Annotated in this window: 22 protein-coding genes; all 22 read right to left on the bottom strand. The window is 59.8% G+C overall.

Going from position 1 to position 25,048, the window contains the following annotated elements:
• Position 1 precedes the first annotated feature (1 nt).
• Positions 2-1,360 (bottom strand): flagellar protein export ATPase FliI, encoded by a 1,359-nt coding sequence (gene fliI / locus PMI21_RS13680; protein WP_007938626.1) that lies wholly within the window; start codon positions 1,358-1,360, stop codon positions 2-4.
• Positions 1,350-2,159: a flagellar assembly protein FliH gene (gene fliH / locus PMI21_RS13685; RefSeq protein ID WP_007938624.1), complete on the bottom strand. Its 810-nt coding sequence runs from the start codon at positions 2,157-2,159 to the stop codon at positions 1,350-1,352. The genes fliI and fliH overlap by 11 nt, the downstream gene beginning before the upstream one ends.
• 7 nt (positions 2,160-2,166) lie before the next feature.
• Positions 2,167-3,186 (bottom strand): flagellar motor switch protein FliG, encoded by a 1,020-nt coding sequence (gene fliG, locus PMI21_RS13690; protein ID WP_003184041.1) that lies wholly within the window; start codon positions 3,184-3,186, stop codon positions 2,167-2,169.
• Complete coding sequence (gene fliF / locus PMI21_RS13695; RefSeq protein WP_007938617.1) at positions 3,179-4,966, bottom strand: flagellar basal-body MS-ring/collar protein FliF; 1,788 nt, start codon at positions 4,964-4,966, stop codon at positions 3,179-3,181. The genes fliG and fliF overlap by 8 nt, the downstream gene beginning before the upstream one ends.
• A 15-nt stretch (positions 4,967-4,981) precedes the next feature.
• Entirely contained in the window at positions 4,982-5,311 is a 330-nt protein-coding gene (gene fliE, locus PMI21_RS13700) for a flagellar hook-basal body complex protein FliE (RefSeq protein ID WP_007938615.1), read from the bottom strand.
• A gap of 287 nt (positions 5,312-5,598) precedes the next feature.
• Positions 5,599-6,984: a sigma-54-dependent transcriptional regulator gene (locus PMI21_RS13705; RefSeq protein ID WP_007938613.1), complete on the bottom strand. Its 1,386-nt coding sequence runs from the start codon at positions 6,982-6,984 to the stop codon at positions 5,599-5,601.
• Positions 6,985-6,989: 5 nt separating this feature from the next.
• Positions 6,990-8,195, bottom strand: coding sequence for a sensor histidine kinase (locus tag PMI21_RS13710; RefSeq protein ID WP_162130336.1), 1,206 nt, complete (start codon positions 8,193-8,195; stop codon positions 6,990-6,992).
• Between the two features lie 128 nt (positions 8,196-8,323).
• The gene (locus PMI21_RS13715) at positions 8,324-9,799 is read right to left on the bottom strand and encodes a sigma-54 dependent transcriptional regulator (RefSeq protein WP_007938611.1); all 1,476 of its coding nucleotides are present in this window, start codon (positions 9,797-9,799) and stop codon (positions 8,324-8,326) included.
• Between the two features lie 172 nt (positions 9,800-9,971).
• Positions 9,972-10,268: a hypothetical protein gene (locus PMI21_RS13720; RefSeq protein ID WP_007938610.1), complete on the bottom strand. Its 297-nt coding sequence runs from the start codon at positions 10,266-10,268 to the stop codon at positions 9,972-9,974.
• Between the two features lie 10 nt (positions 10,269-10,278).
• On the bottom strand, positions 10,279-10,674 hold the full coding sequence (gene fliS / locus PMI21_RS13725) for a flagellar export chaperone FliS (RefSeq protein ID WP_007938609.1): 396 nt from the start codon (positions 10,672-10,674) through the stop codon (positions 10,279-10,281).
• Positions 10,675-10,799: 125 nt separating this feature from the next.
• Positions 10,800-12,242: a flagellar filament capping protein FliD gene (gene fliD / locus PMI21_RS13730; protein WP_007938608.1), complete on the bottom strand. Its 1,443-nt coding sequence runs from the start codon at positions 12,240-12,242 to the stop codon at positions 10,800-10,802.
• An 82-nt stretch (positions 12,243-12,324) separates the two neighbouring features.
• A complete protein-coding gene (locus PMI21_RS13735) occupies positions 12,325-12,690 on the bottom strand; it encodes a flagellar protein FlaG (RefSeq protein ID WP_007938606.1) in 366 nt (121 codons plus the stop codon).
• A 71-nt stretch (positions 12,691-12,761) separates the two neighbouring features.
• Entirely contained in the window at positions 12,762-13,607 is an 846-nt protein-coding gene (locus tag PMI21_RS13740; protein WP_007938604.1) for a flagellin domain-containing protein, read from the bottom strand.
• A gap of 249 nt (positions 13,608-13,856) precedes the next feature.
• Positions 13,857-14,123: a hypothetical protein gene (locus PMI21_RS13745; RefSeq protein ID WP_007938602.1), complete on the bottom strand. Its 267-nt coding sequence runs from the start codon at positions 14,121-14,123 to the stop codon at positions 13,857-13,859.
• The gene (locus PMI21_RS13750; protein ID WP_007938600.1) at positions 14,120-15,412 is read right to left on the bottom strand and encodes a motility associated factor glycosyltransferase family protein; all 1,293 of its coding nucleotides are present in this window, start codon (positions 15,410-15,412) and stop codon (positions 14,120-14,122) included. Before PMI21_RS13750 ends, PMI21_RS13745 begins: the two co-directional genes overlap by 4 nt.
• A 97-nt stretch (positions 15,413-15,509) precedes the next feature.
• Positions 15,510-16,436, bottom strand: a complete 927-nt coding sequence (locus PMI21_RS13755; protein WP_007938598.1) for a ketoacyl-ACP synthase III — start codon at positions 16,434-16,436, stop codon at positions 15,510-15,512.
• 230 nt (positions 16,437-16,666) lie between these two features.
• Positions 16,667-17,719, bottom strand: a complete 1,053-nt coding sequence (gene pseI / locus PMI21_RS13760; RefSeq protein ID WP_007938596.1) for a pseudaminic acid synthase — start codon at positions 17,717-17,719, stop codon at positions 16,667-16,669.
• Positions 17,716-19,218, bottom strand: coding sequence for a UDP-2,4-diacetamido-2,4,6-trideoxy-beta-L-altropyranose hydrolase (gene pseG / locus PMI21_RS13765; RefSeq protein WP_007938595.1), 1,503 nt, complete (start codon positions 19,216-19,218; stop codon positions 17,716-17,718). The genes pseI and pseG overlap by 4 nt, the downstream gene beginning before the upstream one ends.
• Positions 19,215-19,910, bottom strand: coding sequence for a pseudaminic acid cytidylyltransferase (pseF, locus tag PMI21_RS13770; protein WP_007938593.1), 696 nt, complete (start codon positions 19,908-19,910; stop codon positions 19,215-19,217). The genes pseG and pseF overlap by 4 nt, the downstream gene beginning before the upstream one ends.
• A 6-nt stretch (positions 19,911-19,916) precedes the next feature.
• Positions 19,917-21,080: a UDP-4-amino-4,6-dideoxy-N-acetyl-beta-L-altrosamine transaminase gene (pseC, locus tag PMI21_RS13775; RefSeq protein WP_007938591.1), complete on the bottom strand. Its 1,164-nt coding sequence runs from the start codon at positions 21,078-21,080 to the stop codon at positions 19,917-19,919.
• A complete protein-coding gene (gene pseB / locus PMI21_RS13780; RefSeq protein WP_007938589.1) occupies positions 21,077-22,078 on the bottom strand; it encodes a UDP-N-acetylglucosamine 4,6-dehydratase (inverting) in 1,002 nt (333 codons plus the stop codon). The genes pseC and pseB overlap by 4 nt, the downstream gene beginning before the upstream one ends.
• 30 nt (positions 22,079-22,108) lie before the next feature.
• Positions 22,109-25,045, bottom strand: a complete 2,937-nt coding sequence (locus PMI21_RS13785; protein ID WP_007938588.1) for a glycosyltransferase family 2 protein — start codon at positions 25,043-25,045, stop codon at positions 22,109-22,111.
• Positions 25,046-25,048: the final 3 nt, after the last annotated feature.

Here is a 25,048-nt window from a genome sequence, read left to right as displayed (position 1 = left end):
GTTAACCCCCCGGCGCTGGCGCGAAGACCGACGCGAGATGGTTTTCGCTGGCGCCCATGCTGATGTTGTCGTTCAAGCCCTGACGCAGGTACATGGTCATGGCCGGTTGCAGATTGATCGCGGTGTCGGTTTCCCGATCACCGCCGGGCACATAGGCGCCGACGCTGATCAAGTCGCGGCTCTGCTGATAGCGCGACCAGTATTGCTTGAACATCTGCGCGTGGTTCAAGTGCTTGATGCCGACCACCGATGGCATGACCCGGCTGATGGACGCTTCGATGTCGATGGCCGGATAATGCCCTTCCTCGGCCAGACGTCGGGACAGCACGATGTGCCCGTCGAGCACGCCCCGCGCCGAGTCGGCAATCGGGTCCTGTTGATCGTCGCCTTCGGACAATACCGTGTAGAACGCGGTGATCGAACCGCCGCCCTTTTCGGCGTTACCGGCCCGCTCCACCAGTTTCGGCAATTTGGCGAACACCGACGGCGGATAGCCCTTGGTCGCCGGCGGTTCGCCGATGGCCAAGGCGATTTCCCGCTGGGCCTGGGCGAAACGGGTCAGGGAATCCATCAGCAACAGGACGTTCTTGCCCTTGTCGCGGAAATATTCGGCGATCCGCGTGCAGTACATGGCCGCGCGCAGACGCATCAGCGGCGCATCGTCCGCTGGCGACGCCACCACCACTGAACGCTTGAGCCCTTCTTCACCGAGGATGTGCTCGATGAACTCTTTAACTTCTCGACCCCGCTCACCGATCAGCCCGACCACGATAATGTCGGCCTCGGTGAAACGGGTCATCATGCCCAACAGCACACTCTTGCCGACACCGGTACCGGCGAACAACCCGAGGCGCTGACCGCGACCGACCGTCAACAAACCGTTGATGCAGCGAATGCCCACGTCCAGCGGCTGGCTGATCGGGTCACGCTTGAGCGGGTTGATGGTCGGGCCGTCCATTGGCACCCAGTCTTCAGCCTTCATCCCGCCCTTGCCATCCAGCGCACGACCGGCGCCATCGAGCACCCGCCCGAGCATGCTCATGCCCATCGGCAAGCGACCGTTGTCCGCCAGGGGAACCACGCGTGCGCCTGGCGCAATGCCGGCGACGCTGCCGACCGGCATCAGAAAGACTTTACTGCCGGAGAAGCCCATGACTTCAGCTTCGACCTGCACCGGGTGATAGCTGTCATCGTTGATGACCATGCAGCGGCTGCCCATGGCGGCGCGCAAGCCTTCGGCTTCGAGGGTCAGGCCGACCATGCGCAACAGGCGACCTTCGAGGATTGGCGCGCCAGCCAGCTCCGTGGCCTCGGCGTAACTACCGAGGCGTTTGGCGAAACTGGTGCGTTCAAGGCGCATCGGGATCGTCCAGTTCTGGCTCGACCGGGGCGACAGCAGGCTTTTCGTCGCTCGGCAATTCCAGACTCAGGTCCGGCGCGGCCGGGTGCAGCGCCTGATCGTGGAGTTGGTCGAACAGCTTGGCCATGACCTGGGTCACACGGGTTTCGATGGTCGCATCGATACGGCTGTGTTCAGTCTCGACCCGGCAACCGCCCGGCAACAGGGACTCGTCCTCGACGATGCGCCAGGTTTCTTCATGGCGCTCGCGCAGGGCTTTGACCTGTTCGAAATCCTGCGGGTTGACGTACAACCGCACATTGCCCACGCCCAGCGGCAAGAGCTTGAGCGCTTCACGCATGACGTGTTCGATCTGCGTCGAGTCGATGGCCAGCTCGCGCTGAATCACTTGTTTGGTGATATGCCGAACGAGGTCGACCAGCGACTTTTCGATCTGGGTGTCCTGCTCGGCAATCGGTTCGAACAGGTTGGCCATCAGCTGTTCAAGGCCCGCGATCTTGGCCGTCAGGGCCACTTCGGCTTCCTGACGGACCTTGAGCGTGGTGCTGTGGAAACCTTCTTTCTCGCCAACCGCGAAGCCTTCGTTGTAGGCCTCCTGGCGAATGCTTTCGAGCTCTTCGAGGGTCAGTGGCTGGACTTCTTCCAGCGGCACTTCTTCCATTTCCGGCGGTTCGGGTTCCGGCTCAGGCTCAGGCTCCGGCACAAACGGGTCGAAGCTGGGCAGCGCCCAGACGTCGAAACCTGCGACGTCCTTGCCACGGATCAGGTCGGTCTGGGACTCATCATGTTTGGACGACATAGTGACCTTAGATCATCTCTTCGCCGCCCTTCCCGCCGAGAACGATTTCTCCGGCTTCGGCCATACGGCGGGCAATGGTGAGGATTTCTTTCTGCGCCGTTTCCACGTCGCTGACACGCACCGGGCCTTTGGCCTCGAGATCGTCGCGCAACAGTTCGGCCGCCCGTTTGGACATGTTCTTGAAGATCTTTTCCTTGACGCCTTCGTCCGAACCCTTGAGGGCCAGCACCAGGACGTCCGAGGACACTTCGCGCAACAGCGCCTGAATACCGCGGTCGTCGACATCGGACAGGTTGTTGAACACGAACATGAGGTCTTCGATCTGACCGGACAGGTCTTCGTCGACTTCGCGGATCGAGTCCATCAGTTGACCTTCGATCGAGCTGTCGAGGAAGTTCATGATGTCTGCCGCGCGCTTGATACCACCCAGGGTGGTGCGCGAGGCATTCGAGTTGCCGGAGAACTGCTTCTCGAGAATCTGGTTGAGTTCTTTCAGGGCCGCCGGCTGCACGGTGTTCAGCGAAGACACCCGCAGGATGATGTCCAGCCGCACCTTATGGTCGAAGTTGCCCAGCACTTCACCGGCCTGGTCCGGGTCGAGATACGCCACCACGATCGCCTGGATCTGCGGGTGCTCGTAACGGATCACGTCGGCGACGGCGCGCGGTTCCATCCACTTCAGGCTGTCGAGGCCACTGGTGTTGCCGCCCAGCAGGATCCGGTCGATCAGGCCGTTGGCCTTGTCTTCACCCAGGGCCTGGGTGAGCATTTTGCGCACGTAGTCATCGGAGCCGACGCCCAGGCTGGTCTGGTCGCCGACGATGTCGACGAACTCGCTCATGACCTGCTCGACTTGCTCGCGGTGCACGTTACCCATCTGGGCCATGGCCACGCCCACACGCTGAACCTCTTTGGGCCCCATGTGGCGCAGTACTTGCGCGGCATCGGTAGAACCCAGGGACAGCAGCAGAATCGCGGCTTTATCAACCCGGGACAGTTTGGCGACAGCGGCTCGGTTATCACTCATCTGCGTTAATCCACTCTTTCACGACCTGGGCCACGCGACCCGGATCTTCTGCCACCAGACTCTTGATTGCGTTCAACTGTGCGTCATAGCCTTCGCTCGGGCTCGGCAGCAGGATGCTGGTCGGGCCACCGAGGCTGACGCGGTCGTTGGCCAGTTCGCCATCCAGGCCGACTATGCCACCGAGTTCCATGTCGCTGCCCAGACCTGCGAGTTGCTTGCCTTTGCCGCCACCGGTGATGTTGTTGAGTACCGGACGCAGCACGCCGAACACCAGCACCAGGATGAACAACACACCCAGCACTTGCTTGACGATGTCCCAGAACCACGGCTGGGAATAGAACGGAATATCGGCGATCACTTCACCGCGCTCGGCGGAGAACGGCATGTTGATCACACTGACGCTGTCGCCACGGCTGGCGTCGAAACCGACCGCGTCCTGCACCAGGCGAGTGAAGCGCGCCAATTCATCGGCGCTCCACGGCGCACGGGTGGTTTCGCCATTGGCTGCGTTGACCTTGACCTGATCGTCCACCACCACCGACACCGACAGGCGATTCAAACGGCCCTGCTGTTGTTTGGTGTGGCTGATGGAACGGTCGAGTTCGAAGTTCTTGGTGGATTGTTGACGCTTGTCCGCCGGGTACGGCGCCAGCATCGGCTGACCGGTGGCCGGGTCCATGATTTGCTGACCGTTGGCATCAAGCAGTGGCTGGCCTGGCTGCACCATGCCGGCCGACGCGGTGGCGCCACCGGTGGTTTGCGGCGCCGAGGCTGGCGACGGCGGCTGGTTGCTCAAGGCACCCGGCACACCTTGCGGACCATTGCTGGCGGTACGTTGTTCGTTGACCGACTGCTCGCTGCGCAATGCCGGTTGATCCGGGTTGAACTGCTCGGAAGTCGATTCGACGGCACTGAAATCCACATCGGCCGAGACTTCGGCTTTATAGCGGTCGTTGCCCAGCACCGGTTGCAGGATGTTGTGCACGCGCTGAGTCAGCATGCTTTCCATGCGACGGCTGTAATCGAACTGCTTGCCGGCCATGGTCAGTTCGGAGTTTTCCGCCTGATCCGACAGCAGGTTGCCCTTCTGGTCAACGACGGTGATCTGCGATTTGCTCAGTTCGGGAACGCTGGTCGCCACCAGATTGATGATGGCGACGACCTGGCCTGGCTCCAGCGAGCGACCGGAATACAGTTCAACCAGAACAGAAGCGCTGGGCTTGCGCTCGTCACGCACGAACACCGAACTCTTCGGAATCGCCAGGTGCACGCGGGCACCTTTGACGTTGTTCAGGCTGGAAATGGTCCGGGCCAGTTCGCCCTCAAGGCCACGACGATAACGGGTCGCTTCCATGAACTGACTGGTACCCAGTCCCTGTTCCTTGTCGAGGATCTCGAAACCGATGTTGCCGTCGCTGGGAGTGACACCAGCGGCCGCGAGCTTGAGCCGCGCACGGGACAGGTCATCGGCCTTGACCAGCAAGGCACCGGAATTCGGTTCGACGGTATAGGGAATGTCGGCGGCGGCCAGGGTTTCCATGACCTGCTTGGCGTCCATGCCGGCAAGGCTGCCGTATAGAGGCCGGTAGTCCGGCTGCTGGGACCACAACACCACGGCAAAACCAATCGCCACGCTCGCAGCCAGGCCGACCAACAGGCCCACCTGACGCAACATGGTCATCTCGGAGAGGTTTTCCAGGAAAGACAACCCGAACAGCGGCGGTTTGCCGTCTATTGGAGTGGCCTTGGCCGGAACATTATCGGCGATTGCTTCTGCCATGACTCAATCTCGTCCTTAAACCGGCATCTGCATGATGTCTTGGTAAGCCTGAACCAGCTTGTTACGCACTTGGGTCAGCGCCTGAAAAGACACGCTGGCCTTCTGTGAGGAAATCATCACGTCCGTCAGGTCGACGCCGCTTTTACCGATTTCGAAAGCACTGGCCAACTGATTGGACGCCTGCTGGGTGTCGTTCACTTTATTGACGGCCTGACCGAGCATGTCGGAAAAGCTGCTGCCACCCACTTCAGGGACTGCGGCAGTCGATTTCGGCGCAGACATGGCATCCATTTGCATGGCGCGCATATCCAGCATCAACCGATTAAATTCAATACCTTGGCTCATGGTCTACTCTCTTTGACGAAGCTACGTCTCTGGCTACCCGCAATTTTTTGACACTCACTCGGCGAGTAGTGAGGTGTTAGCAACAAGGGTGCCAGCTCCGTGGTCGCTCTAAACAAAAGCTCATCGCTGGAGCCGTGACGCAATCCGTAGCAGCTGGCGAAGCCTGCGTCCGGCTGCGCAGCAGTCGTGAAATCAGTCAGCGCGGTGTTTCAGAAAGACCGAGTGTTCAGGTTTAACGACTGCTGCGCAGCCGGACGCAGGCTTCGCCAGCTGCTACCAAAATCGAATCAGGTGGCGAACAAATACGCTTCCACGTCCATTCCGGCGTCGCGCATCTGCGCCAGCTTGTAGCGCAAGGTGCGCGGGCTGATGCCCAGTCGCTCGGCGGCTTCTTTGCGACGACCGCGCTCGGAGCGCAAGGTATCGATGATCATCTGGAACTCACGGCGCCGCAGGTCATCGCCGAGGGCACCCGCCGATTCGGCTTCGACCTCCACAACGCGCACGGGCGTCGGCGTCAATGCTGGCAATGGCGCACACGCCACAGGCCCGGCCAGGCAGAAATCCTGCGGCTGGATCAATCCGCCCTGCTGCAGAATCAAGGCCCGCTGGATCGCGTTATCCAGCTCACGCACGTTGCCCGGCCACGGATAGCCGATCAGGCACGCCTGTGCCTCGGGCGAAAGCTTTGCCGCGGCATGCTTCATTTTATTGACGTGTTTGGCCAGCAGGCGCTCGGCCAGCGGCAGGATGTCGGCGGTGCGCTCGCGCAGTGGACGCCAGGCCAACGGGAACACTGACAGGCGATAGTAAAGATCTTCGCGGAAACGCCCCGCCGCCACTTCACCGGCCAGGTCACGGTTGGTGGTGGCGACTACTCGAATGTCCAGGGTGATCGGCTTGCGTGCGCCGACACGCTCGACTTCACGCTCCTGCAATACGCGCAGTAACTTGGCCTGCAGGCCGAGGGGCATTTCAGAGATTTCGTCGAGCAGGATCGTCCCGCCATCGGCCTGCTCGAACTTGCCGGCCTGCGCCGCGATGGCGCCGGTGAACGAACCCTTTTCGTGACCGAACAAAGTGGCTTCAAGCATGTTGTCCGGGATCGCTGCGCAGTTGATCGCAATGAACGGCTGACTGGCGCGATGGGAGTGCTGATGGATGTAACGCGCCAGCACTTCCTTGCCGGTCCCGGACTCACCGGAGATCAACACCGTGGAATCACTGCGCGCCACGCGCGCGGCCAACTCCAGCAATTGCGCGCTGGCCGGTTCGAACGCCACAGGCCCCTCGCTCTCGGTCGCACCGAGATTGCCCAAGGCATGACGCGCCACCAGATCGAGCAAGGCCTTGGGCTCGAACGGCTTGACCAGATAATCCGCCGCGCCCTGACGCATGGCATCGACCGCGCGCTCGACCGCACCATGAGCGGTCATCAGCAACACCGGCAGTTGCGGCTGACGAGCCCGCAGTAATCCAAGCAGCTGATGACCGTCCATGCCCGGCATGTTGACGTCACTGACCACCAGGTTAAATGCCTCGGCGCCAACCGCAGCCAGCGCCTCTTCCGCCGAACCGACCGCCTCGTAATCGTGCCCGGCAAGCAACAGCGTATCGGCCAATGCTTCCCGTAGCGCGCGATCATCCTCGACCAGTAAAACCTTGATGGTCATGTCCTTCACTTCACTCCCTGAGCGCTGGGCTGCTCGCCAGCAAAAAGCGGCAGGATCACCTGCGCACAAGTGCCGCGACCTGGCCGCGAACGCAACTGCAATTCTCCCTGATGAGCACGGGCCACTGCCTTGACCACGGTCAGGCCCAGGCCGGTACCGGTGGTTTTGGTGGTGAAAAACGGCTCGCCCAAACGCACCAATACCGCCTCGTCGATACCGCTGCCGCTGTCACTGACGCACAGGCGCAGGTTGTTGCCGCGGGTATACAGATGAACTTTCAAACGGACGCCGCCGGCGCTGGCCTGAATGGCGTTCTCGATCAGATTGAGGATCGCCCCGACCAGCGTGTCGCGATTGCACAGCAACTCACCGGCATGACTGTCGCACTGCCAGCGAATCGGCAGATCCTGAACATGGGTCAAAGCGGCCGCTTGCAGCGATTGCATTAGCATCTTGGGAGTCACGCGATCGGTCAATGGCAGCTCGCCGCGAGCGAACACCAGCATGTCGCGCACCTGGTGCTCCAGCTCATGCAGACGCTCTTTCAGGCGGCCGGCAAAACGCTGCTGTGTCGCGACCGGCAACTCCTGCTCGGTCAAATGGCTGGCATAAAGCAACGCGGCGGACAACGGCGTACGAATTTGATGAGCCAACGATGCGACCATACGACCGAGCGACGACAGGCGCTCATGGCGGGCCAGTTGATCTTGCAAATGACGGGTTTCAGTCAGATCGTTGAGCAACACCAACTGACCGGGTTCGGCATCCAGCGAGCGGGTAGCGATCGACAGGCGCCGACCGTCCTTGAGGGAAATTTCGTGACCGTCGTCTTCGCGCGGCGCAAAGCATCGAGCAATGACATGGCGCCACAGCTCGCCTTCGAGGGGCAAGCCGAGCAGCTCACAGGCGGCGGGATTGGCTTCACGCACGATGCCTTGGGCGTCGATGACGATGACGCCGCCGGGCAATAGATCGAGGAGGTTTTGCAGACGGTTGGCCAGACGCTCTTTTTCCGCCAGTTCCTGCATGCGCTGGGCGCTGACCACCGCCAGCTCCCCCTTGAGCTCGGTGACCCGGGCTTCGAGCATGCTGTAGGAATCGGTCAATTGGCTCGACATCTGGTTGAACAGCGCAAACGCCTGCTCAAGGCCAAGCCGGCTTGCCTGCTCTACGGACGACGGTTGCCCCGAAACATCAGGGACAGGAGACATCTGGGCGGCTTGGGGCATTGTGCTCTCTCGCGTGGTTGACCGTCAGTTAAACGGAACGTTGCGAGGGATGTAGCAATACCCGTGCCTAAAAAAAACTGCCTGGAAATGAAGGGGTTGGAAAACAGGCGTCAATCATCCGCCTGTTCATCACCATCACGACGGCTCATGCCGTACTTGCGCATCTTCTCCACCAGGGTCGTGCGACGAATACGCAGCCGTTCGGCCGCCCGCGCCACAATACCATTGGCGTCGTCCAGCGCCTGCTGAATCAACCCTTGCTCCAGACCGCCAAGGTAGTCCTTCAGGTCCAGGCCTTCCGGCGGCAACAGCGCATTGGCGGTGAAGTCAGGCGTATGACCGTTGATGGCCACCCGCTCTTCAAGATCGCTGCGCAGGCTGTCGACCATCTGCTCATCTTCATCATCGACATAGCGGAATTTCTTCGGCAATTCGACCACGCCAATCACCCCGTACGGGTGCATGATCGCCATGCGTTCCACCAGGTTGGCCAGCTCGCGAACGTTGCCCGGCCAGCCGTGACGACACAGCGACATGATCGCCGCCGAGTTGAAACGGATCGAACCGCGCTTCTCGTGCTCCATGCGCGAGATCAACTCGTTCATCAGCAACGGGATGTCTTCGACGCGCTCACGCAACGGCGCCATCTCGATCGGGAACACGTTCAGGCGATAGTAGAGGTCTTCGCGGAAGGTGCCGATCTCGATCATGCTTTCGAGATTCTTGTGGGTCGCCGCGATGATCCGCACATCGACGCTTTGGGTCTTGTTGCTGCCCACGCGCTCGAAGGTGCGCTCCTGCAAGACGCGCAACAGCTTGACCTGCATCGGCAGCGGCATGTCGCCGATTTCGTCGAGGAACAGGGTACCGCCATTAGCCAGCTCGAAACGCCCGGCACGGCTGGTGATCGCCCCGGTGAAGGCGCCCTTCTCGTGGCCAAACAATTCGCTTTCCAGCAACTCGGCCGGGATCGCCCCGCAGTTGACCGGAACGAACGGCGCTTCACGACGCTTGGAGTGGTAGTGCAGATTGCGCGCGACCACTTCCTTGCCGGTGCCGGACTCGCCGAGGATCAGCACGCTGGCGTCGGTGTCGGCGACTTGCTGCATCATCTGACGGACGTGTTGAATCGCCCGGCTGGTGCCGACAAGGCTACGGAAAAGATTCGGTTCGCGGTGACGACCGCGCTCACGGGCCTGGTCATACATCTCGCGATAGACCTGGGCGCGGTGCAGCGAATCGAGCAATTTGCTGTAGCTGGGTGGCATTTCGAGAGTCGAAAGCACTCGGCGACGCTGGTCTTCCGGCAAGTCAATGGAAGAATTATCGCCCATTAACAAAACTGGAAGGAACTCATCCCAGGTTGAGAGTGTCTTTAACAGGCCCAAAAGTGCACCAGGAGCATTTACCGTCCCGATGAGGACACAGATTACTTCACGACTTGATGACAAAGAGCCGACCGCCTGCTGCCAGTCATGGCTGCCACAGGGTAAATTTTCTTCGCCGAGAAAATTTAAAATCACCGCCAAATCGCGGCGGCGGACGCTATCGTCATCAATCAGCAGAATTTTGGTTTCACGCCACATGCAATAGCAACTTCCCTAGTCAACTCAATGCCCAAAATGAGGGGCAAGCTAGACGCTTGCAGACACGTTGTGCCTGTAGACGCCTGAAATCTGGAACCAGCCACTAGTTAAGTCAAAAAACCGTGCACAGTCAAATTTATGGCGCACTATGTTTGGATTAACTGAGGGTTAACTAACCAAACAGATGGTAAACCTTTGCCGCGTTCTGTGCTTGGTGGATCTGCGACATCTCGTCGACTATCGCCTGGCGCTGCCCCGTCGCCGCCTCCAGAAGCTGTTTATACACCCCCAGCAACTCCTCAAGGTTGTCGCGCAACGCGGCCTCGTCCACCGAAGCTTCACTCAAGACGTCTTCCATGCAGGAACGGCAAGCCAGGTCCAATTCACCGATGGCCTCCCAGTTACGCTCAGCCAATGCCTCAACCAGGGCGTCCCGGGTCTGCGCGATTCGCTGCAATACAAGACTCATGGTGATCTCCTTAAAACTGCGGACCCGGCGCGGCGATGGCATCCCAACCGTCTTTGACCGTGCGGAGCAGGTCGGCGACTTCGTCGAGGATTTTTGGATCGGTCTTGATATTGGCTTCAGCCAGACGTTTCATCATGTAAGCATAGAGACTGTCCAACTCACCGACGGACTCTGCCTGCTTATCCAAGTCCAATCCCTCTCGCAAACCACCGATGATGCCGATAGCCTTGCCGATTAGAACACCCTTGTTGGCGACATCCTTGCGCTCCATGGCGCCTTTGGCCTGAGCGATGCGATCCAGACCACCTTCCATAAGCATTTGCACCAGACGATGAGGGCTGGCCTCGGAAGTCTGGGCTTGCGCGCCAATCTTCTGGTACTGCCGAAGGGCTAACATCGGGTTCATGCTGTACCTCATCAAAACTCTGTGATTCGTATAATCAGGCTATCGACATAGCGTCAAAAATCTTTAATCCAAAACTAAAAAGCCCGACAAGCGTAATCCGCTGCCGGGCTTTTGGCGTTTATACGCTATGAGGCGTTTTTCTGCGCATTCATCGCCTCGAACATCGAAGTGATATTGCTCGCCGTTGCCTTCAGCTTGCCGACTAGGGTATCCATGTCGTTGTACTTCTTGGTCAGCACCGCCGTCAGCGTCTCGACCCGACGATCCAGGGCTGCCTGCTGGTTGGCCAGATTGCTCTTGGCCTTGGCCAGGTTGCTCGAACGGGTGTCGAGGATCCCCTCACTGCCAGTGATCGTGTAAGGGGTGATGGCATCGTTCATACGCGTCAACAGCCCCTTGGCGGCATCGCCAGTCGCCGTCGGATCGCCCAGGAACAGCTTCTGAACCTCACCACCGAGCTTCTGGGTGTCCATCGCAGCGGTGAACTTGGTGCTATCGAAATCCAGCGCACCGGTTTTCTGATTGGTGGTGATACCCAATTGCGACAGAACAGTGAGCTTGTCACCCGCACCGGTAGTCACCAACGGCGAACGAATCGATGCCATGATACCGCGCGCCAGCGGGTCACCGGTCAGCGCAGCAGCAACGGTCGGGTTGCCGTCATCATCCAGGGAAGGCTTGGTCAACGCATTGACACTGGTCACAACCTGGTTATAAGCGTCGACGAAAGCTTGAATGGACTTTTTCAGGCCATCACTGTTCGGGCCGACCGTCACCGTCGTGGTGACATCACCACCGGCGACCAGATTCAGGGTCAAGCCGGAAACGGCTGAGTCGACCGTGTTGCTTTTGCTGGTCAGCGCGAGCCCGTCGACGGTGAAATTGGCGTCCTTCGCGAAATCGCCGATGGCACCTGCCGAAGTCGCTGTCGGTGTTGTACCCATTTGCTGGCCGGCATTGATCTCCAGACCCGCAATGCCGCTGAGGGTGATATCGGAACCGGCACCGGTCGCCGTAGAGCCCATCACCAGACGCGAGCCAAACGAGTCGGTCACGATGTTGGCACTGAAGCCGTTCGCGCCCTGCTGGGTATTGATCGCATCACGAACCGACTGCAACGTCGCGCCCGCCGGAATGGTGACAGAACTGGATACGCCGTTTTGCGTGATATTGAGCGTGCCGCTCGGAATGGCACTGCTGGCACCGCCGGCAAAGGCTGCTGTGGCCACTTTGGACGAGGTCGCCAAGTTAGTGACCTTGACCACGTAAGAGCCGCTGACGGCCGTGTTGCTGGCCACAGCGGTCAGTACTTTCGCGTCAGCGGACGTGGCGTTGTAGCCCAGGAATTGCGGGGCTTGCGTATCTTGCAGCTTCTTGATTGCAGTCTGGAAGCTCGCCAGGACACTTTTGAGAGTACCAATACCGGAAATCTGCGCAGTGTTGGTGGTCGTCTGACGATCGATCTGATTCTGCTTGGCCGCCTTGTCGGCATTGACCAGAGCCTTGACGATAGCACCGGTATCAAGACCGGAACCTAAGCCCGTGCCCGGTAGAATTGGACTTGCCATGTGGAACTCCCTTCAGTGTGTCGCCGGCCTTTTGACCACTACAACGCCCAAAAGAACATAGCAACAAAATTCGTGCCAGTTGTCAGACTTTTGCGCTGAACAACAGGCTGCTTGCATCATTCAAACTGTTCGCCAGCTTAAGGACTTCTTCGTTGGGGATTTGACGAATCACCTCACCGGAGTCACTGGCAATCACTTTGACCACAACTTTGCCTGAAGGCTCGTCAATCGAGAACTCCAGGTTACGCTTGACCGATTGAACGAACTTTTCGATTTCCTGAACGGCCATCTTCAGTTTTTCCTGCTCGGTCTGGTCTTTCTTACCTTCTTCCTTGACGGTAACCACTGGCGCAGTTTCCGCTCGAGGCTTTTCCGCAGGCTTGTCGGCAACAGTCGTCGCCTGCTGAGCCGCAGGATAAGACAAGTTCAGCTTGACGCTCATATCCATGTCCATCACCTCTTAAAGTAAAAAGCGAGAGAGCGCGACAAGCGCACTCCCCCGCCAAAACTCATCAGCGATTACTGAAGCAGTTTCAGTACAGCGGATGGCAGTTGGTTGGCTTGAGCCAGAACTGCGGTGGAAGCTTGTTGCAGAGTTTGTTGCTTGGTCAGCTGTGCAGTTTCAGCAGCGAAGTCGGTATCTTGTACGCGGCTCAGTGCAGCACTGGCGTTTTCGTTGATGTTTTGCAGGTTGGAGATAGTGGTCGAGAAACGGTTTTGAGCAGCACCCAGGTCAGCGCGAGTGGCGTTGATGTTTGCCAGAGCAGCGTCGATAGCCGAGATAGAAGCATCGACAGAGCTGTGGTTAGCGGCGTTGGAAACGCCGGAAATGGTGGTACCGGTCATGCCCAGGGCGCTGGCGTCGAAGCTGGTCGACAGGGTCAGAGTGATCTGGTTGTCGGAAGTGGTGTTCGAACCTACCTGGAACTGCATCGCACCAGCAGTACCGTCGATCAGCGCCTTACCGTTCAGGTTGGTCGACTGAGCAATACGGGTCAGTTCAGCGATCGACTGTTGGTATTCTTTGTCCAGAGCGGTACGGTCAGCAGTACCGTTGGAGTCGTTTCGCGATTGCACCGCGATTTCACGCATACGCTGCAGAATGTTGGTCGACTCTTGCAGAGCGCCTTCAGCGGTCTGAGCGATCGAAACACCGTCGTTGGCGTTTTTGATAGCCATGGTCTGGCCACGGATCTGCGAAGTCATACGGGTAGCGATCTGCAGGCCGGCGGCGTCGTCTTTGGCGCTGTTGATTTTCAGGCCGGAGGACAGGCGGGTCATCGAAGTCGACAGCGCGTCGGACGCACGGTTCAGGTTCTTCTGAACACTCAGGGAAGTAGTGTTAGTGTTTACTGTTAAAGCCATGACGAATTCCTCGTTGGTTGGGTACTGCGGCTTCCGGCCCTGGCAACCGCCCGGTATGGCCTAGAGAACCTTCGTAATAGTTATCGTCGCCAATGCAGGTTGCTTGAGGGGATTTTTGAAATTTTTTGCCATCACCCTGCCACCCCCTGTAAAACCGAGGCCTAGCGACGATCCAACCACCAAAAAATGACGCCAGAGAACTGCCACAACCCTTTCTTGCAGCCCCGCTCCCGCTGATCTGTCACGGCATTACGCGGAATTGACAGCCATCAGCAAATCGACCAGTTCGTATTCAAGGTAGTCCGCCAGCGCCAGCCAGTCCTGTCGCTCCTGGCTATCCAGCATGCCTGTCAGCAATGCCATCCACCGGGCCGCGATCTGGCTGTCTGCCCCGCCGACCCGCGACTGCACCTGCTCCGCCACCTCGATCATGACCAGCGCCGCCTCGACATCCCTTCCCAGCCGAAACAACGCTGAACATTGCCGGGCCTGATCAACGAGTAGTTCTTCGCTCATCGACTGAACTCCGGATGAAATGTCGTACCGGCAATCATGGCCCCGGCTCGACTGCTGTTGTAGAAGACGACGTGTGGATTCGCAGCGATATAGCGCTCCAGCTCACACAGGTAGCTGCGGAAATTGAGCTGGGTCTTGACCCGCTGCCCATGCCCATCCAACACCCAATGGCGAGCCGCACCCAATTGCGGGCCAAGGTCGCCATCATTCCAGCCGGCATGGGTCTTGTTGTTGGGGAACGCGAAATCAGCCCCGAACAGCGTGATCTGACTGGCCCCCATTTTCACCGCCAGGTCCACCGCCGGATGAATCACGCTGCCGCCTGCATATAGCCCTGCCCGTGGGAGCAGTTCGCGCAGATCCCGAAAAACCGGGCTTGCCGAGTAGGCGACATAGCGTTTGCCTTGCCAGGCCTGCAAGACGGCAGGAGCCACCAGCGGCATGTAGACCAGCGTGATGTTTGCGCTGTCCTCGGGCGGCAGATGGCGCAGCGAGATACGCTGATCGATCGTGACGACCACATCCGGCTTGATGCCGTTCTCGATCAGCGGCCTGTAAGCGGTATCGACACACACGAACAGTGGTCTAGGGGTCTGGCCGCGAATGGATCGCAAGGTCACGAAGTGCTGTTCCAGGCTCGGCCCGGTGGCGATGACGAACATCGACTGGCCAGCGTGTGCTGCGAACAATTGTGCGGCGTCGCTATCGACGCGGATCTGTTCAACACTTTCCAGCAGGCGCGTCGCTATTTCCGGATTGTCCGGATCGAACTCACGGTTGTTGAACGTCAGATGGATTTCGCTGATCAAGCGGTCGCGGATCTTCGCGTTGAAGTCATCGGCCAGCACCAGCTCCGAAGGCAGGGCAAAGAACGGCAAACAAATCTCAGCCAAATCACCGGCATAGTGCAGCTCGACCCGTGAATCGCTGAGCCACGGCTGCTGATCGAGCAATTGCAAAACCAGCGCAAACACTGCGCCGTTGAGGATATGCACATGCAGCTGAATCAGCTCCGAACGCTGCAGCAGTTCCAGTTGCAGGTCACCCAGCCCCGTGCCGTAAACGTGCAACACCGGACTCTCGACCGGCAGGCTTGCAGCCTGAAGCTGCGCTTCGCGAGTACGGTCATGGCGACTGGTCAACTGAATGCCGTTGATGCTCAGCGTCGAGCCGAGCCCTTCCACCAGATCAGCCTGCAACGGGCCCGGATCTTCAGTCAGCAGACGCTCAGCCACGGCCGGCCAGCGACGCTGGATGAGTTCGGCGTTGGGTTGAAAAAACTCGCTCATGGAGCCTCGCTTTTCATTCGGGCAAAAAAATAGCGCTCAAGGTTACACCTTGAACGCTTTTTTTGTGCCTGGCTTTCTTTGACTAAAGAGCCGAGGCTCAAGGACGATAGATGATCGCCGACCCCCAAGACAGACCAACACCGAAACCGCTGAGCGCCACACGCTTCCACTTGGAGTCGAGCACGTGTTTTTCCAGCAGCAATGGAATGCTCGACGACACGGTGTTACCGGTCTCGACCATGTCCTTGAGGAACTTCTCGGGCTCGCCCTCGAAGCGTCGCGCCACGGCATCGACAATCGCCGCGCTGCCCTGGTGAATGCAGAAAGCATCGATATCGTCGGCCGTCAGGCCCGAATCAGCGAGCAGTTCATGCAAATGCGCCGGCACTTTGAGCAGTGCAAAGTTGAACACCTGACGGCCGTTCATGAAGAACACCCCGTCGGTAACCTTCAGGTGCGGCGCGCCGGAACCGTCGGTACCGAACTTGGCCTTGCCCAACTGCCATGGCGCGTCTTCGCCCATCCAGGTGGCGGTGGCGGCATCGCCAAACAGCATGGTGGTGTTGCGGTCTTCCGGGTCGACGATCTTCGAGTACGGATCGGCGGTCACCAGCAGGCCATTCTTCAGGCCTGCGGCTTCCATGAAGCCCTTGATGGCGTAGATGCCGTAGACATAACCGGAGCAGCCCAGGGAAATATCGAACGCGGCCACGGTCGTCGGCAGGCCCAGTTTGTCCTGAACGATGGCGGCGGTGTGCGGTAGACCTTCTTCGTCGCCGTTCTGGGTCACGACGATCAGCACGTCGATGACTTCACGCTTCAATTCAGGGTTGTTGGCGAACAGCGCATTGACTGCTTCGACACACAGGTCCGAGGTTTCTTGCCCGGCGTCTTTGCGCGGCAGGAAAGCCGAACCGATCTTGCCCAGGATGAATTCTTCATCCTTTTCGAATTTTGCACCTTGTGCGTAATTGTCCACGCCGGCTACAGGAACGTAGCTCGCAATGCTCTTTATGCCAATCATTACGGCTTCCCAATAATAAACAGCCCAATACCACCGCTCGCAAGGAATCGAGGGGCGCCGACAAACAACGAATAACGTCGCCCTCAACGAGGTGACAACGGGAAGAGTAAAAGGCCATCACTGGGTCAAAAAACAGACCAGGCGCCCTCTTCCCTATTTATACAATACAGTGAAGATGCGCGTTATGACTCGCAGGTCACGCTATTTTGCCGAATCAGCCCCACAAGCGGTTATTCGACCAGCGACCAATCCAGCGGCGTTCCGCGCTTGATGGCCTGGCGGGCACGGCGGCCCAGAAGGGTTTCAGCGTGTTTGGGGGCGAGCCCGAGGCCAGGACGGATGGCCCGCAGATTGGCGGCGTTAAAAGGCTCTCCGGCGGCCATGTCCCGGGTGACATACAGCGACCGACGGTACACCAGGGACTTGCGCTCCGCTTCAGTCACCCCGTAATGCACTTGGCCCATGGCCTGCCAGGCGCGCTCGGTTTCGATCACCAGGCTGGCGAGTTCGGCCGGTTCCAGGGAGAAACTGGCGTCCACGCCACCGGCGGCACGGTCGAGGGTGAAATGTTTTTCCACCACCGTCGCCCCCAGCGCCACTGCAGCGACAGACACCCCGACGCCCATCGAATGGTCGGACAAACCGACTTCACAGCCAAACAACTCGCGCAGATGAGGGATCGTGCGCACATTGCTGTTGGCGGGCGTCGCCGGGTAAGTGCTGGTGCACTTGAGCAACACCAGGTCATTGCAACCGGCCTCACGGGCGGCACGCACGGTTTCATCGAGTTCGGCGATGCTGGCCATGCCGGTGGAAATGATCAACGGCTTGCCGGTGGCCGCGACCCGCCGGATCAGCGGCAGATCAGTGTTCTCGAAACTGGCGATCTTGTAGGCCGGCACATCGAGGCTTTCGAGGAAGTCCACCGCGGTGTCATCGAACGGTGTGGAGAACGCCAGCATGCCCAGCTCTTTGGCCCGGGCGAAAATCGGTGCGTGCCATTCCCACGGCGTGTGGGCCTTCTCATACAGCGCATACAGCGAAGAGCCGGCCCACAGGCTGTTGGGGTCCTTGATGAAGAACTCACCTTCGGACAAGTCCAGGGTCATGGTCTCGGCGGTGTAGGTTTGCAGCTTCAAGGCATGCGCGCCGGCCTTGGCCGCGGCTTCGACGATTTGCAGCGCCACGTCCAGCGACTGGTTATGGTTGCCACTCATCTCGGCAATGATGAACGGTGGCGCATCGGCACCGATCGAGCGATTACCGATCTTGAAGCTGGTCATTGTTTGGGATCCTTCAATACACGCGTGAACGCGCAAGCACTCTGAGTAAAACCAGCCTCGCAAAAAACCTTCAGCGATGGCTGATTGGCCGGCAGCACCTGAGCGGTGATGGCCTCCAGTTGTGGCCAATGGGCAGTGACGAAGGCTTCGCCCCGCGCCAGCAATGCCCTGCCCCAGCCCAGGCCGAATCGACCCTCGAACAGATAAATCGAGACTTCGGCCCGAGTACCGTCAAGGTCATAGCGCAGCATACCGACCGGACCGTCATCCGCCTCAGCAATTAGCAGCAGTCGCTGGGGATTGTTCAGGCTCGCAGCCAGCCAAACCTGATGCCGTTGCCAGTCAATGACGTGGGTGTCCAGCGACCAGCGCCGTACCGCCTCGGCATTACGCCCCTCGAACAACAATTGCGTATCGTCCGCAGTGGCCCGGCGCACCTGCAATACCGCCCCCGCCAGCGCTGCCGCCACCCGCTGCGCGCCACGGCCATCGACCAACTGCCGCGAGCGGTCAGCCAGACTCTGACGAAAAACCTGATTGCCCACGACAAAACCGATGGCCTGGCGCAACTGCTCGACGCGAACGTGCTCGCGGCAGCCCAGGAACACATGAGCGCCCGAGGTCGCCATCACCTCGCCGTTGGCCTGCTGATTATTCGAGACCGCAATGCAGATCGTCGGCAGCCCCATGGCCGCCCGCTCCCAACTGGTGCCGCCACCGGCGCCGACAAACAGGTCGGCCTCGGTCATCAGCCGGTAGAAGTCGCTGACAAAACTGTGCAGGCGCCAGTTCGGACGATACGCCGCCAGCGCCTGCATCTGCTCCCAGGCCGGGTTGTCGGCACCCGCGACGAAATCGACCTCCAGCTCATGGAGGTCCGCCAGCGCCAACATCGCGTGATGGGTCTGCATGGCTGCATCGAAGCCGCCGAAGTTCACCAGCACTCGCCTGGCCCGAGGTTTGATCTCAATCGCCGGGCAGCAGAACTCATCGCGCAGCATCGCAAAACGTGGGCCGAGCAAGGTCTGGCAGTCGGGCGTCAACAGCGAGCCATAAGCCTCTGGGGTGCCCGACAGATTTTGATTGAGCAGCAGATCGACGCGGTACTGCCGAGTGGCCAGGTCATCCACCGCCGCGATCCTCGGTGCCCAGCGGCGGGCCGCAGTCTGCCAGTGATGATCGAGGCCATAGTGGTCAACGACGATCCAGTCGAAAGCCGGATGACTTTCCAAGGCTTGCGCCAGCGCGGCGATGTCCGCCTGCCACGGCAGCATCGACTCGATGGCCTGCTGCGGGTCCTCATCGGGGTAGCGCGCCGGCAGCGCGAAGGTCTCGAAGCCCTCGTTTGCCAGGCTGTCCAGTCGATGCCCCGGCAGTAGACGACAGGCGAAAGCAACGTGCGTGCCCTGCTTGCGCAACACCCTGGCCAGGGTCAGACAGCGAGCGATATGGCCACTGCCAATGGTCGGCGACGCGTCAGCGCGGATCAGTACCCTCATTGCAACTCACCACCGGCCTTCAATGCGGCATAAAGGTATTCAGCGCGTTTCCAGTCTTCGAGGGTGTCGATGTCCTGTACCAGGTAGCGCGGCAGAATCACCGGCAGGCTCGCTGGCGAAAACAGCACATCACCACACAACCAGGACTCGCTGCGCCCCCAGTAGAACTGGCCGGCGTCCTGAAAGGCTTCGGGCAAGTCCTGGGAGCGGGTGTCACGAAACTCCGGATAGAGCGAGGTCAGGGCGCCCTGCGCGTCGAGGGTCAAGGCCCGCTGCACCGGAAAACCAAAACCGGTGACTGAAAACGCAAAAGATTTGTCCGGGTGCTGCACCAGCAACTCATGCCCCTGACGCAGATAACGCGCCTGCAACAACGGCGCCGTTGCGTAGACGCAGCAGGCATGGTCGAACGGCGGCAATTGATTCAAGGCATGCACGACCACCGCCGCAGTCCCGGTGAAATCGTCAGCCAGTGCCGCAGGCCGCATGAACGGCACCTGAGCGCCATTGGCTCGTGCGACGTCGGCGATTTCCTCATCGTCGGTGCTGACGATCACCTGGTCGAACAGGCTCGACTCCAGTGCCGTGCGAATCGAACGGACGATCATCGGCACGCCGTCGAACGGCTTGAGGTTCTTGCGCGGGATTCGTTTGCTGCCACCGCGGGCCGGAATGATCGCAACACAGCTCAAGAGTCACTACTCCTCAAGGATCAGTCTTCGCAATTGCTCGACCACATAGTCCTGTTGTTCATCGCTCAGCAGAGGAAACAGCGGCAGGCTGATGGCCTCGGCGTAATAACGTTCCGCCTGGGGGAAATCACCCTCGGCAAAACCCAGGTCGCGATAGTACGGCTGCAGATGCAGCGGAATATAGTGCAGGTTCACCCCGACACCGGCCGCTCGCAAGCCTTCGAACACCTGTCGATGACTGAGGTTGATCCGCTCCGTCTGCAAGCGCACCACGTACAGATGCCACGCCGATTCGGCTTCAGGCTGTGCGCTGGGCAAGATCAGCGGCAAGTACGCCAGCAAACGGTCGTAACGCACCGCCAGTTCGCGTCGACGCTCGACAAAGCCATTGAGCTTGTTCAGCTGTGACAGACCGAGGGCCGCTTGCAGGTCGGTGATCCGGTAATTGAAGCCCAGCTCCACTTGCTGGTAGTACCAGGGACCGTGGCTGGGTTCGGTCATCTGCTCGGGGTCACGGGTCATGCCGTGGCTGCGCAGGCGCTGCAGACGCTCGGCCAGTTCCGGGCGATTGGTCAGCACCATGCCGCCTTCGGCGCTGGTGATGATCTTCACCGGGTGGAAACTGAACACGGTCATCGCCGCGAACTCACCGCACCCCACCGGGCGCCCGGCATAAGACGCGCCGACCGCGTGGGAGGCATCCTCGATCACCGTGAAACCGTAACGCTCGGCCAGTTCGGCGATCATGCGCATATCGCAGCTTTGCCCGGAGAACGCTACCGCCACCAACACTTTCGGCAGCTTGCCGTCGCGCTCGGCGATTTCAAGCTTCGATGCCAAGGTGTAGGCGTCGAGGTTCCAGGTCAGCGGGTCGATGTCGACAAAATCGACATCCGCGCCGCAGTAGCGACCGCAGTTGGCCGAGGCCAGAAAGGTGTTCGGCGTGGTCCACAACCGATCGCCCGGCCCAAGGCCGGCAGCGAGACAGGCAATGTGCAACGCCGCGGTGGCATTGCACACCGCCACCGCGAAATCGGCCTGGCAACGCTCGGCCACGGCCTGTTCGAAACGCTCGATGGTCGGCCCCTGAGTCAGCCAGTCGGACTGCAACACGGCGACCACCGCATCGATGTCCGCCTGATCGAGGCTTTGCCGACCGTAGGGAATCATGCCGACAACTCCGCGTGCAGGTCGGCGATCTGGCCGACCGACAAGAAGTACGGATTGGTGTCGGAACGGTACTCGAAATCTTCGCTCACCGGCCGGCCCTGCTCGCCCAGTTTGTCCACGGCAAAATCCACGTCGACGCTGGTGAAACGGATCGACGGCTGAATGGTGTAGTGATCGTCGAACTCCAGGGTCATGCGCGCGTCGTCCAGCGGCACCATCAGTTCATGGAGTTTTTCCCCCGGACGAATGCCAACGTGTTTGTGCGGCAAATGTTCAGCCATGCCCTGCGCCAGATCGACGATGCGAATCGACGGGATCTTCGGCACAAACACTTCACCGCCGTGCATGCGGGCGAAGCTGTCGAGCACAAACTTCACGCCGTGATCGAGGGTGATCCAGAACCGCGTCATGCGCTCATCGGTGATCGGCAGCTCTTTGGCGCCCTCGGCAATCAGTTTGCTGAAGAACGGCACTACCGAACCGCGCGAGCCGGCGACGTTGCCATAGCGCACCACGGCAAACCGGGTTTGTTGCTCGCCGGCAATGTTGTTGGCAGCCACGAACAGTTTGTCCGACAGCAACTTGGTCGCGCCGTACAGGTTGATCGGGCTGGCAGCCTTGTCGGTGGACAGCGCGACGACTTTTTTCACGCCGTTGTCGATGGCCGCGGCAATGATGTTTTCCGCGCCGTTGACGTTGGTGCGGATGCATTCGGTGGGGTTGTATTCCGCCGCCGGCACTTGCTTCAGCGCCGCGGCGTGCACCACGTAATCGATACCGCGCATGGCCTGGCGCAAACGCTCGGCATCACGCACATCGCCGATGAAGTAACGCATGCATGGCGCGTTGAACGTCTGCTGCATCTCGTACTGCTTGAGCTCATCGCGGGAGAACACCACCACCCGCTTGGGCTGGTATTGCTCCAGCAAGCGGCGGATGAAATTGCGTCCGAACGAACCGGTGCCGCCAGAGATGAAAATCGATTTACCGTTGAACATGCCTTGAGTCCTTTTACCTGTCAGCCAGGCTTATGCGAGCAACTGCGCCCAGTTCACGCTGGTCGGTTCGCTGAGAGTAAAGCCCTTGCCGGTCAAGGCCAGGTTCTGGTTGTAGGCTGAATCCTGTTCGAAGCGGGCGTGCCACTTGTCACGCAGGGCAGCTACCGCCTGCGGGTTATCCGGCAAAGAGCCGGGGTGGGCGATTTGCACTTGCGGCGTCCATACGGTCAGCAACCCGGCATCGGCAACTTTCAGGCACAAGTCGACATCGGCATACGCATGCTCGAAATGCTCTTCATCCAGCCCACCCAGTGCCTCGAACACCTCTTTGCGCACCATCAGGCAAGCGTCGGAAACCGCCGAATAATTCTGCTCGACCAATAGTCGATGCATATGACCCGGAGCGTCTTTTTTCTCGCCGACGAACGCAGAGGCCACGCCGTCCCCCAGCCCCAGAATCAAACCGGCGCCGGTCACACTGCCCTCGCGATCAACCAGCTTGGCACCCACCACACCCACTTCCGGACGCTGAGCCTGGTTGAGCAAGGTTTCGATCCAATTGGCATTAACCACCTCGGCGTCCGCCGCGAGCAGTATCAGGTACTCACCTTGCGCCTGCGCAGCGGCCTGGTTGAGCAGTGCCGACGGGCTCATGCGCTGCTCGTTCTTGATCAGGCGAATCCGCCCGCGACCGTTTTGCTCCAGGCTGTCGAGCCACGCCAGCAGATCGGCTGACTGGCTGTGGTTGTCGGCGATGATAATTTCGTTGTTCTGATAGCGCGTACGCTGCAATACGCTCACCAGGCAGCGCTGCAATGACTCCTGATCGCCTTCGCTGCGTACGATGATCGACACCTTCGGACGCTGCGCGTGGCGGTAGTCGATCCGCAAGCCACCGAATGCCTCGGCACTGACCTGCGCCTGATAACCACGGGTTGCCAGGTGGCGTACCAGAGCTTGTCGTTGATGCTCGTTTGGTGCCAACTCCACCGCCGGAGTGATGAGCAATGGCTCGGCCAAATGCGCCAGCCCCGCCAACCCGCCAGCTTCGATCAGGCGTAGCAGCAGGTCGAATTCCAGTGCATCGCTGAACTCGCGGGCATATCCACCGACATCCACCAGCACTTCGCGTCGGATCAGCCAATGCCGGGCGGTCAACGTCGGCAGACTTTGCAGCAGGTCGAGGTTGAAGGCCGGGCGGAAAACCTCGGTCAATGTGCCGTTACTACGGCGATGAATCTCATCCATTGCCACCGCACGGCAACCTTCCGCGTCCTGCAACTCAAGGCTGGCGCGCAGGAAGCCGGCAGCCGTGAACTCATCGCCGGCCTCAGCCAACAGCAGCCAGTCCGAGGTCGAGCGCTGGGCAATCTGGTTCAGTTTATCGACGTAGTTGCTTGCGCTGACCTTTACAAAATGCACGGTATTTTGTTCGGTGGTGACGTCGGGCAAATCACCGGTGGTGAAGACCACCACCTTGAAGGCGCGGAAAGCGCTTTCCATCAGACTGTCGAAGGTGACCTGCAACTTGTCCATGTCAGCTTCAAGATCCAGCAACAGAATACCGAACTGAGGCCCGCCCTCATTGGCCGCCAGGTGTTGATTGATTTTCCGAACCGCGGTGTCGTTCGGCTGGCGTGCCTGCAACCAGTTCAACAGGCGGCCGGAGGGCATGCTGTCCAGCAACTGACGGCTGTCGTAGGTCGGTAGGCTGCCGAGGCGGGCAATCCAGTCCGTCAATACTTTCGCATCGGCGCTCTCGCCCATGTCCAGCAGCTGCTGCGCCAGTTTTTGCACGACCTGACGGTTGAATGCGCCCAGCTGCACGGCATGCAGCAAACGGGTCTGGATGGTCTCGGGAGTGTCATTGGAATAGGTGCGCTGCAACGTATGCTGCTGAAGTAATGCACCTTCCATTTCTTCCAGCTGCAAGCGTCCGGCCGGCATCGCATGGAGCAGGAATTCGCACGCGGTCAGTTGATCGAAAAACGCCTGGTTGTAGAACGGCATCTCGACATATTGCTGGGTACCGAATGCGCGTTTCGGGCCAATGGTGGGATCTTTCCAGTAGGACTCGAAGATCGGCTCGATAGTCAATGCATTGCGCGTGGCCAGGCTGTCGGCCAGCGCCTGGAAACTTTGCAGGGCGAACTCTGCGGTCTGCGTCTGGTTCAGGCCACCGATGTCAGTCGGCAGCGTGGCGAGGAAACCGGCAAAGCGCTCACGCTCGGCGACGGAGCGGGCGTCTTTGAAACTCAGGACGTGAATGATTTCGGTATTGTGATCCGAACGGCCGTAGTTGACCTCCCGCACCACATAAGGCATCGGCAGAATCCGCGCCTTGGCCCGCGCGAGCATGTAATACACATGGCCGATTTCCTGCCACTCGAAAATCGTGCCCTCCGGCATGGCCGCGTACCAGTCCTGCAACAGCGAAGTGCGGTGCACCGCATAGAACGGCGGAATGTACTGGCCCATGTAGTCGAGCACACGATCCTGCGCGCGCTCGGCGTTGTAATCCTCTTTTACCTTCTTGTCGCGACGGTAGTACTGCACATAGTTGGAGTGCGTCAGGTACATCAGGCAGTAGCCGTGGCACAGGCCGTAATCGGGATTGGCCTCGAGGAAGTTCACCGATTCGGTCAGTGCATCGTGCAGCAGGAAGTCATCGTCGGAAGCCAACACCATGTACGGCGTGGTGACCTGGCTGACGCCATACGCGAGCTTTTGCTGAAACCCCGTATAGGTGAACTGCGGCAAATGGCGATAGTCGACCGACGGAAAGTCGCTTGCGATGCGCTCATCGCCCTGCACGGACGAATCCAGCACCAGCACCTTGGCGGAGTAACGGCTGTAGTACTGCAAGGCGCGTCGCAGGAACGCCCTGCGGTTGTGGGTGATAACCACCACCGTGAACAGTTCGTTCAGCGGTGTCACGTTGGTTTGAGTGCTGCTTTGAACCTGCATTTT

This window comes from Pseudomonas sp. GM18 (assembly GCF_000282195.1).
In the GTDB taxonomy this organism is placed as follows: domain Bacteria; phylum Pseudomonadota; class Gammaproteobacteria; order Pseudomonadales; family Pseudomonadaceae; genus Aquipseudomonas.
This window is presented reverse-complemented; position numbering and strand designations above follow the sequence as displayed.

Excerpts from the sequence above, each read along its gene's own strand:
- fliI (WP_007938626.1), bottom strand. The coding sequence starts at position 1,360 with ATGCGCCTTGAACGCACCAGTTTCGCCAAACGCCTCGGTAGTTACGCC.
- fliH (WP_007938624.1), bottom strand. The coding sequence starts at position 2,159 with ATGTCGTCCAAACATGATGAGTCCCAGACCGACCTGATCCGTGGCAAG.
- fliG (WP_003184041.1), bottom strand. The coding sequence starts at position 3,186 with ATGAGTGATAACCGAGCCGCTGTCGCCAAACTGTCCCGGGTTGATAAA.
- fliF (WP_007938617.1), bottom strand. The coding sequence starts at position 4,966 with ATGGCAGAAGCAATCGCCGATAATGTTCCGGCCAAGGCCACTCCAATA.
- fliE (WP_007938615.1), bottom strand. The coding sequence starts at position 5,311 with ATGAGCCAAGGTATTGAATTTAATCGGTTGATGCTGGATATGCGCGCC.
- PMI21_RS13705 (WP_007938613.1), bottom strand. The coding sequence starts at position 6,984 with ATGACCATCAAGGTTTTACTGGTCGAGGATGATCGCGCGCTACGGGAA.
- PMI21_RS13710 (WP_162130336.1), bottom strand. The coding sequence starts at position 8,195 with ATGTCTCCTGTCCCTGATGTTTCGGGGCAACCGTCGTCCGTAGAGCAG.
- PMI21_RS13715 (WP_007938611.1), bottom strand. The coding sequence starts at position 9,799 with ATGTGGCGTGAAACCAAAATTCTGCTGATTGATGACGATAGCGTCCGC.
- PMI21_RS13720 (WP_007938610.1), bottom strand. The coding sequence starts at position 10,268 with ATGAGTCTTGTATTGCAGCGAATCGCGCAGACCCGGGACGCCCTGGTT.
- fliS (WP_007938609.1), bottom strand. The coding sequence starts at position 10,674 with ATGAACCCGATGTTAGCCCTTCGGCAGTACCAGAAGATTGGCGCGCAA.
- fliD (WP_007938608.1), bottom strand. The coding sequence starts at position 12,242 with ATGGCAAGTCCAATTCTACCGGGCACGGGCTTAGGTTCCGGTCTTGAT.
- PMI21_RS13735 (WP_007938606.1), bottom strand. The coding sequence starts at position 12,690 with ATGGATATGAGCGTCAAGCTGAACTTGTCTTATCCTGCGGCTCAGCAG.
- PMI21_RS13740 (WP_007938604.1), bottom strand. The coding sequence starts at position 13,607 with ATGGCTTTAACAGTAAACACTAACACTACTTCCCTGAGTGTTCAGAAG.
- PMI21_RS13745 (WP_007938602.1), bottom strand. The coding sequence starts at position 14,123 with ATGAGCGAAGAACTACTCGTTGATCAGGCCCGGCAATGTTCAGCGTTG.
- PMI21_RS13750 (WP_007938600.1), bottom strand. The coding sequence starts at position 15,412 with ATGAGCGAGTTTTTTCAACCCAACGCCGAACTCATCCAGCGTCGCTGG.
- PMI21_RS13755 (WP_007938598.1), bottom strand. The coding sequence starts at position 16,436 with ATGATTGGCATAAAGAGCATTGCGAGCTACGTTCCTGTAGCCGGCGTG.
- pseI (WP_007938596.1), bottom strand. The coding sequence starts at position 17,719 with ATGACCAGCTTCAAGATCGGTAATCGCTCGATCGGTGCCGATGCGCCA.
- pseG (WP_007938595.1), bottom strand. The coding sequence starts at position 19,218 with ATGAGGGTACTGATCCGCGCTGACGCGTCGCCGACCATTGGCAGTGGC.
- pseC (WP_007938591.1), bottom strand. The coding sequence starts at position 21,080 with ATGATTCCCTACGGTCGGCAAAGCCTCGATCAGGCGGACATCGATGCG.
- pseB (WP_007938589.1), bottom strand. The coding sequence starts at position 22,078 with ATGTTCAACGGTAAATCGATTTTCATCTCTGGCGGCACCGGTTCGTTC.
- PMI21_RS13785 (WP_007938588.1), bottom strand. The coding sequence starts at position 25,045 with ATGCAGGTTCAAAGCAGCACTCAAACCAACGTGACACCGCTGAACGAA.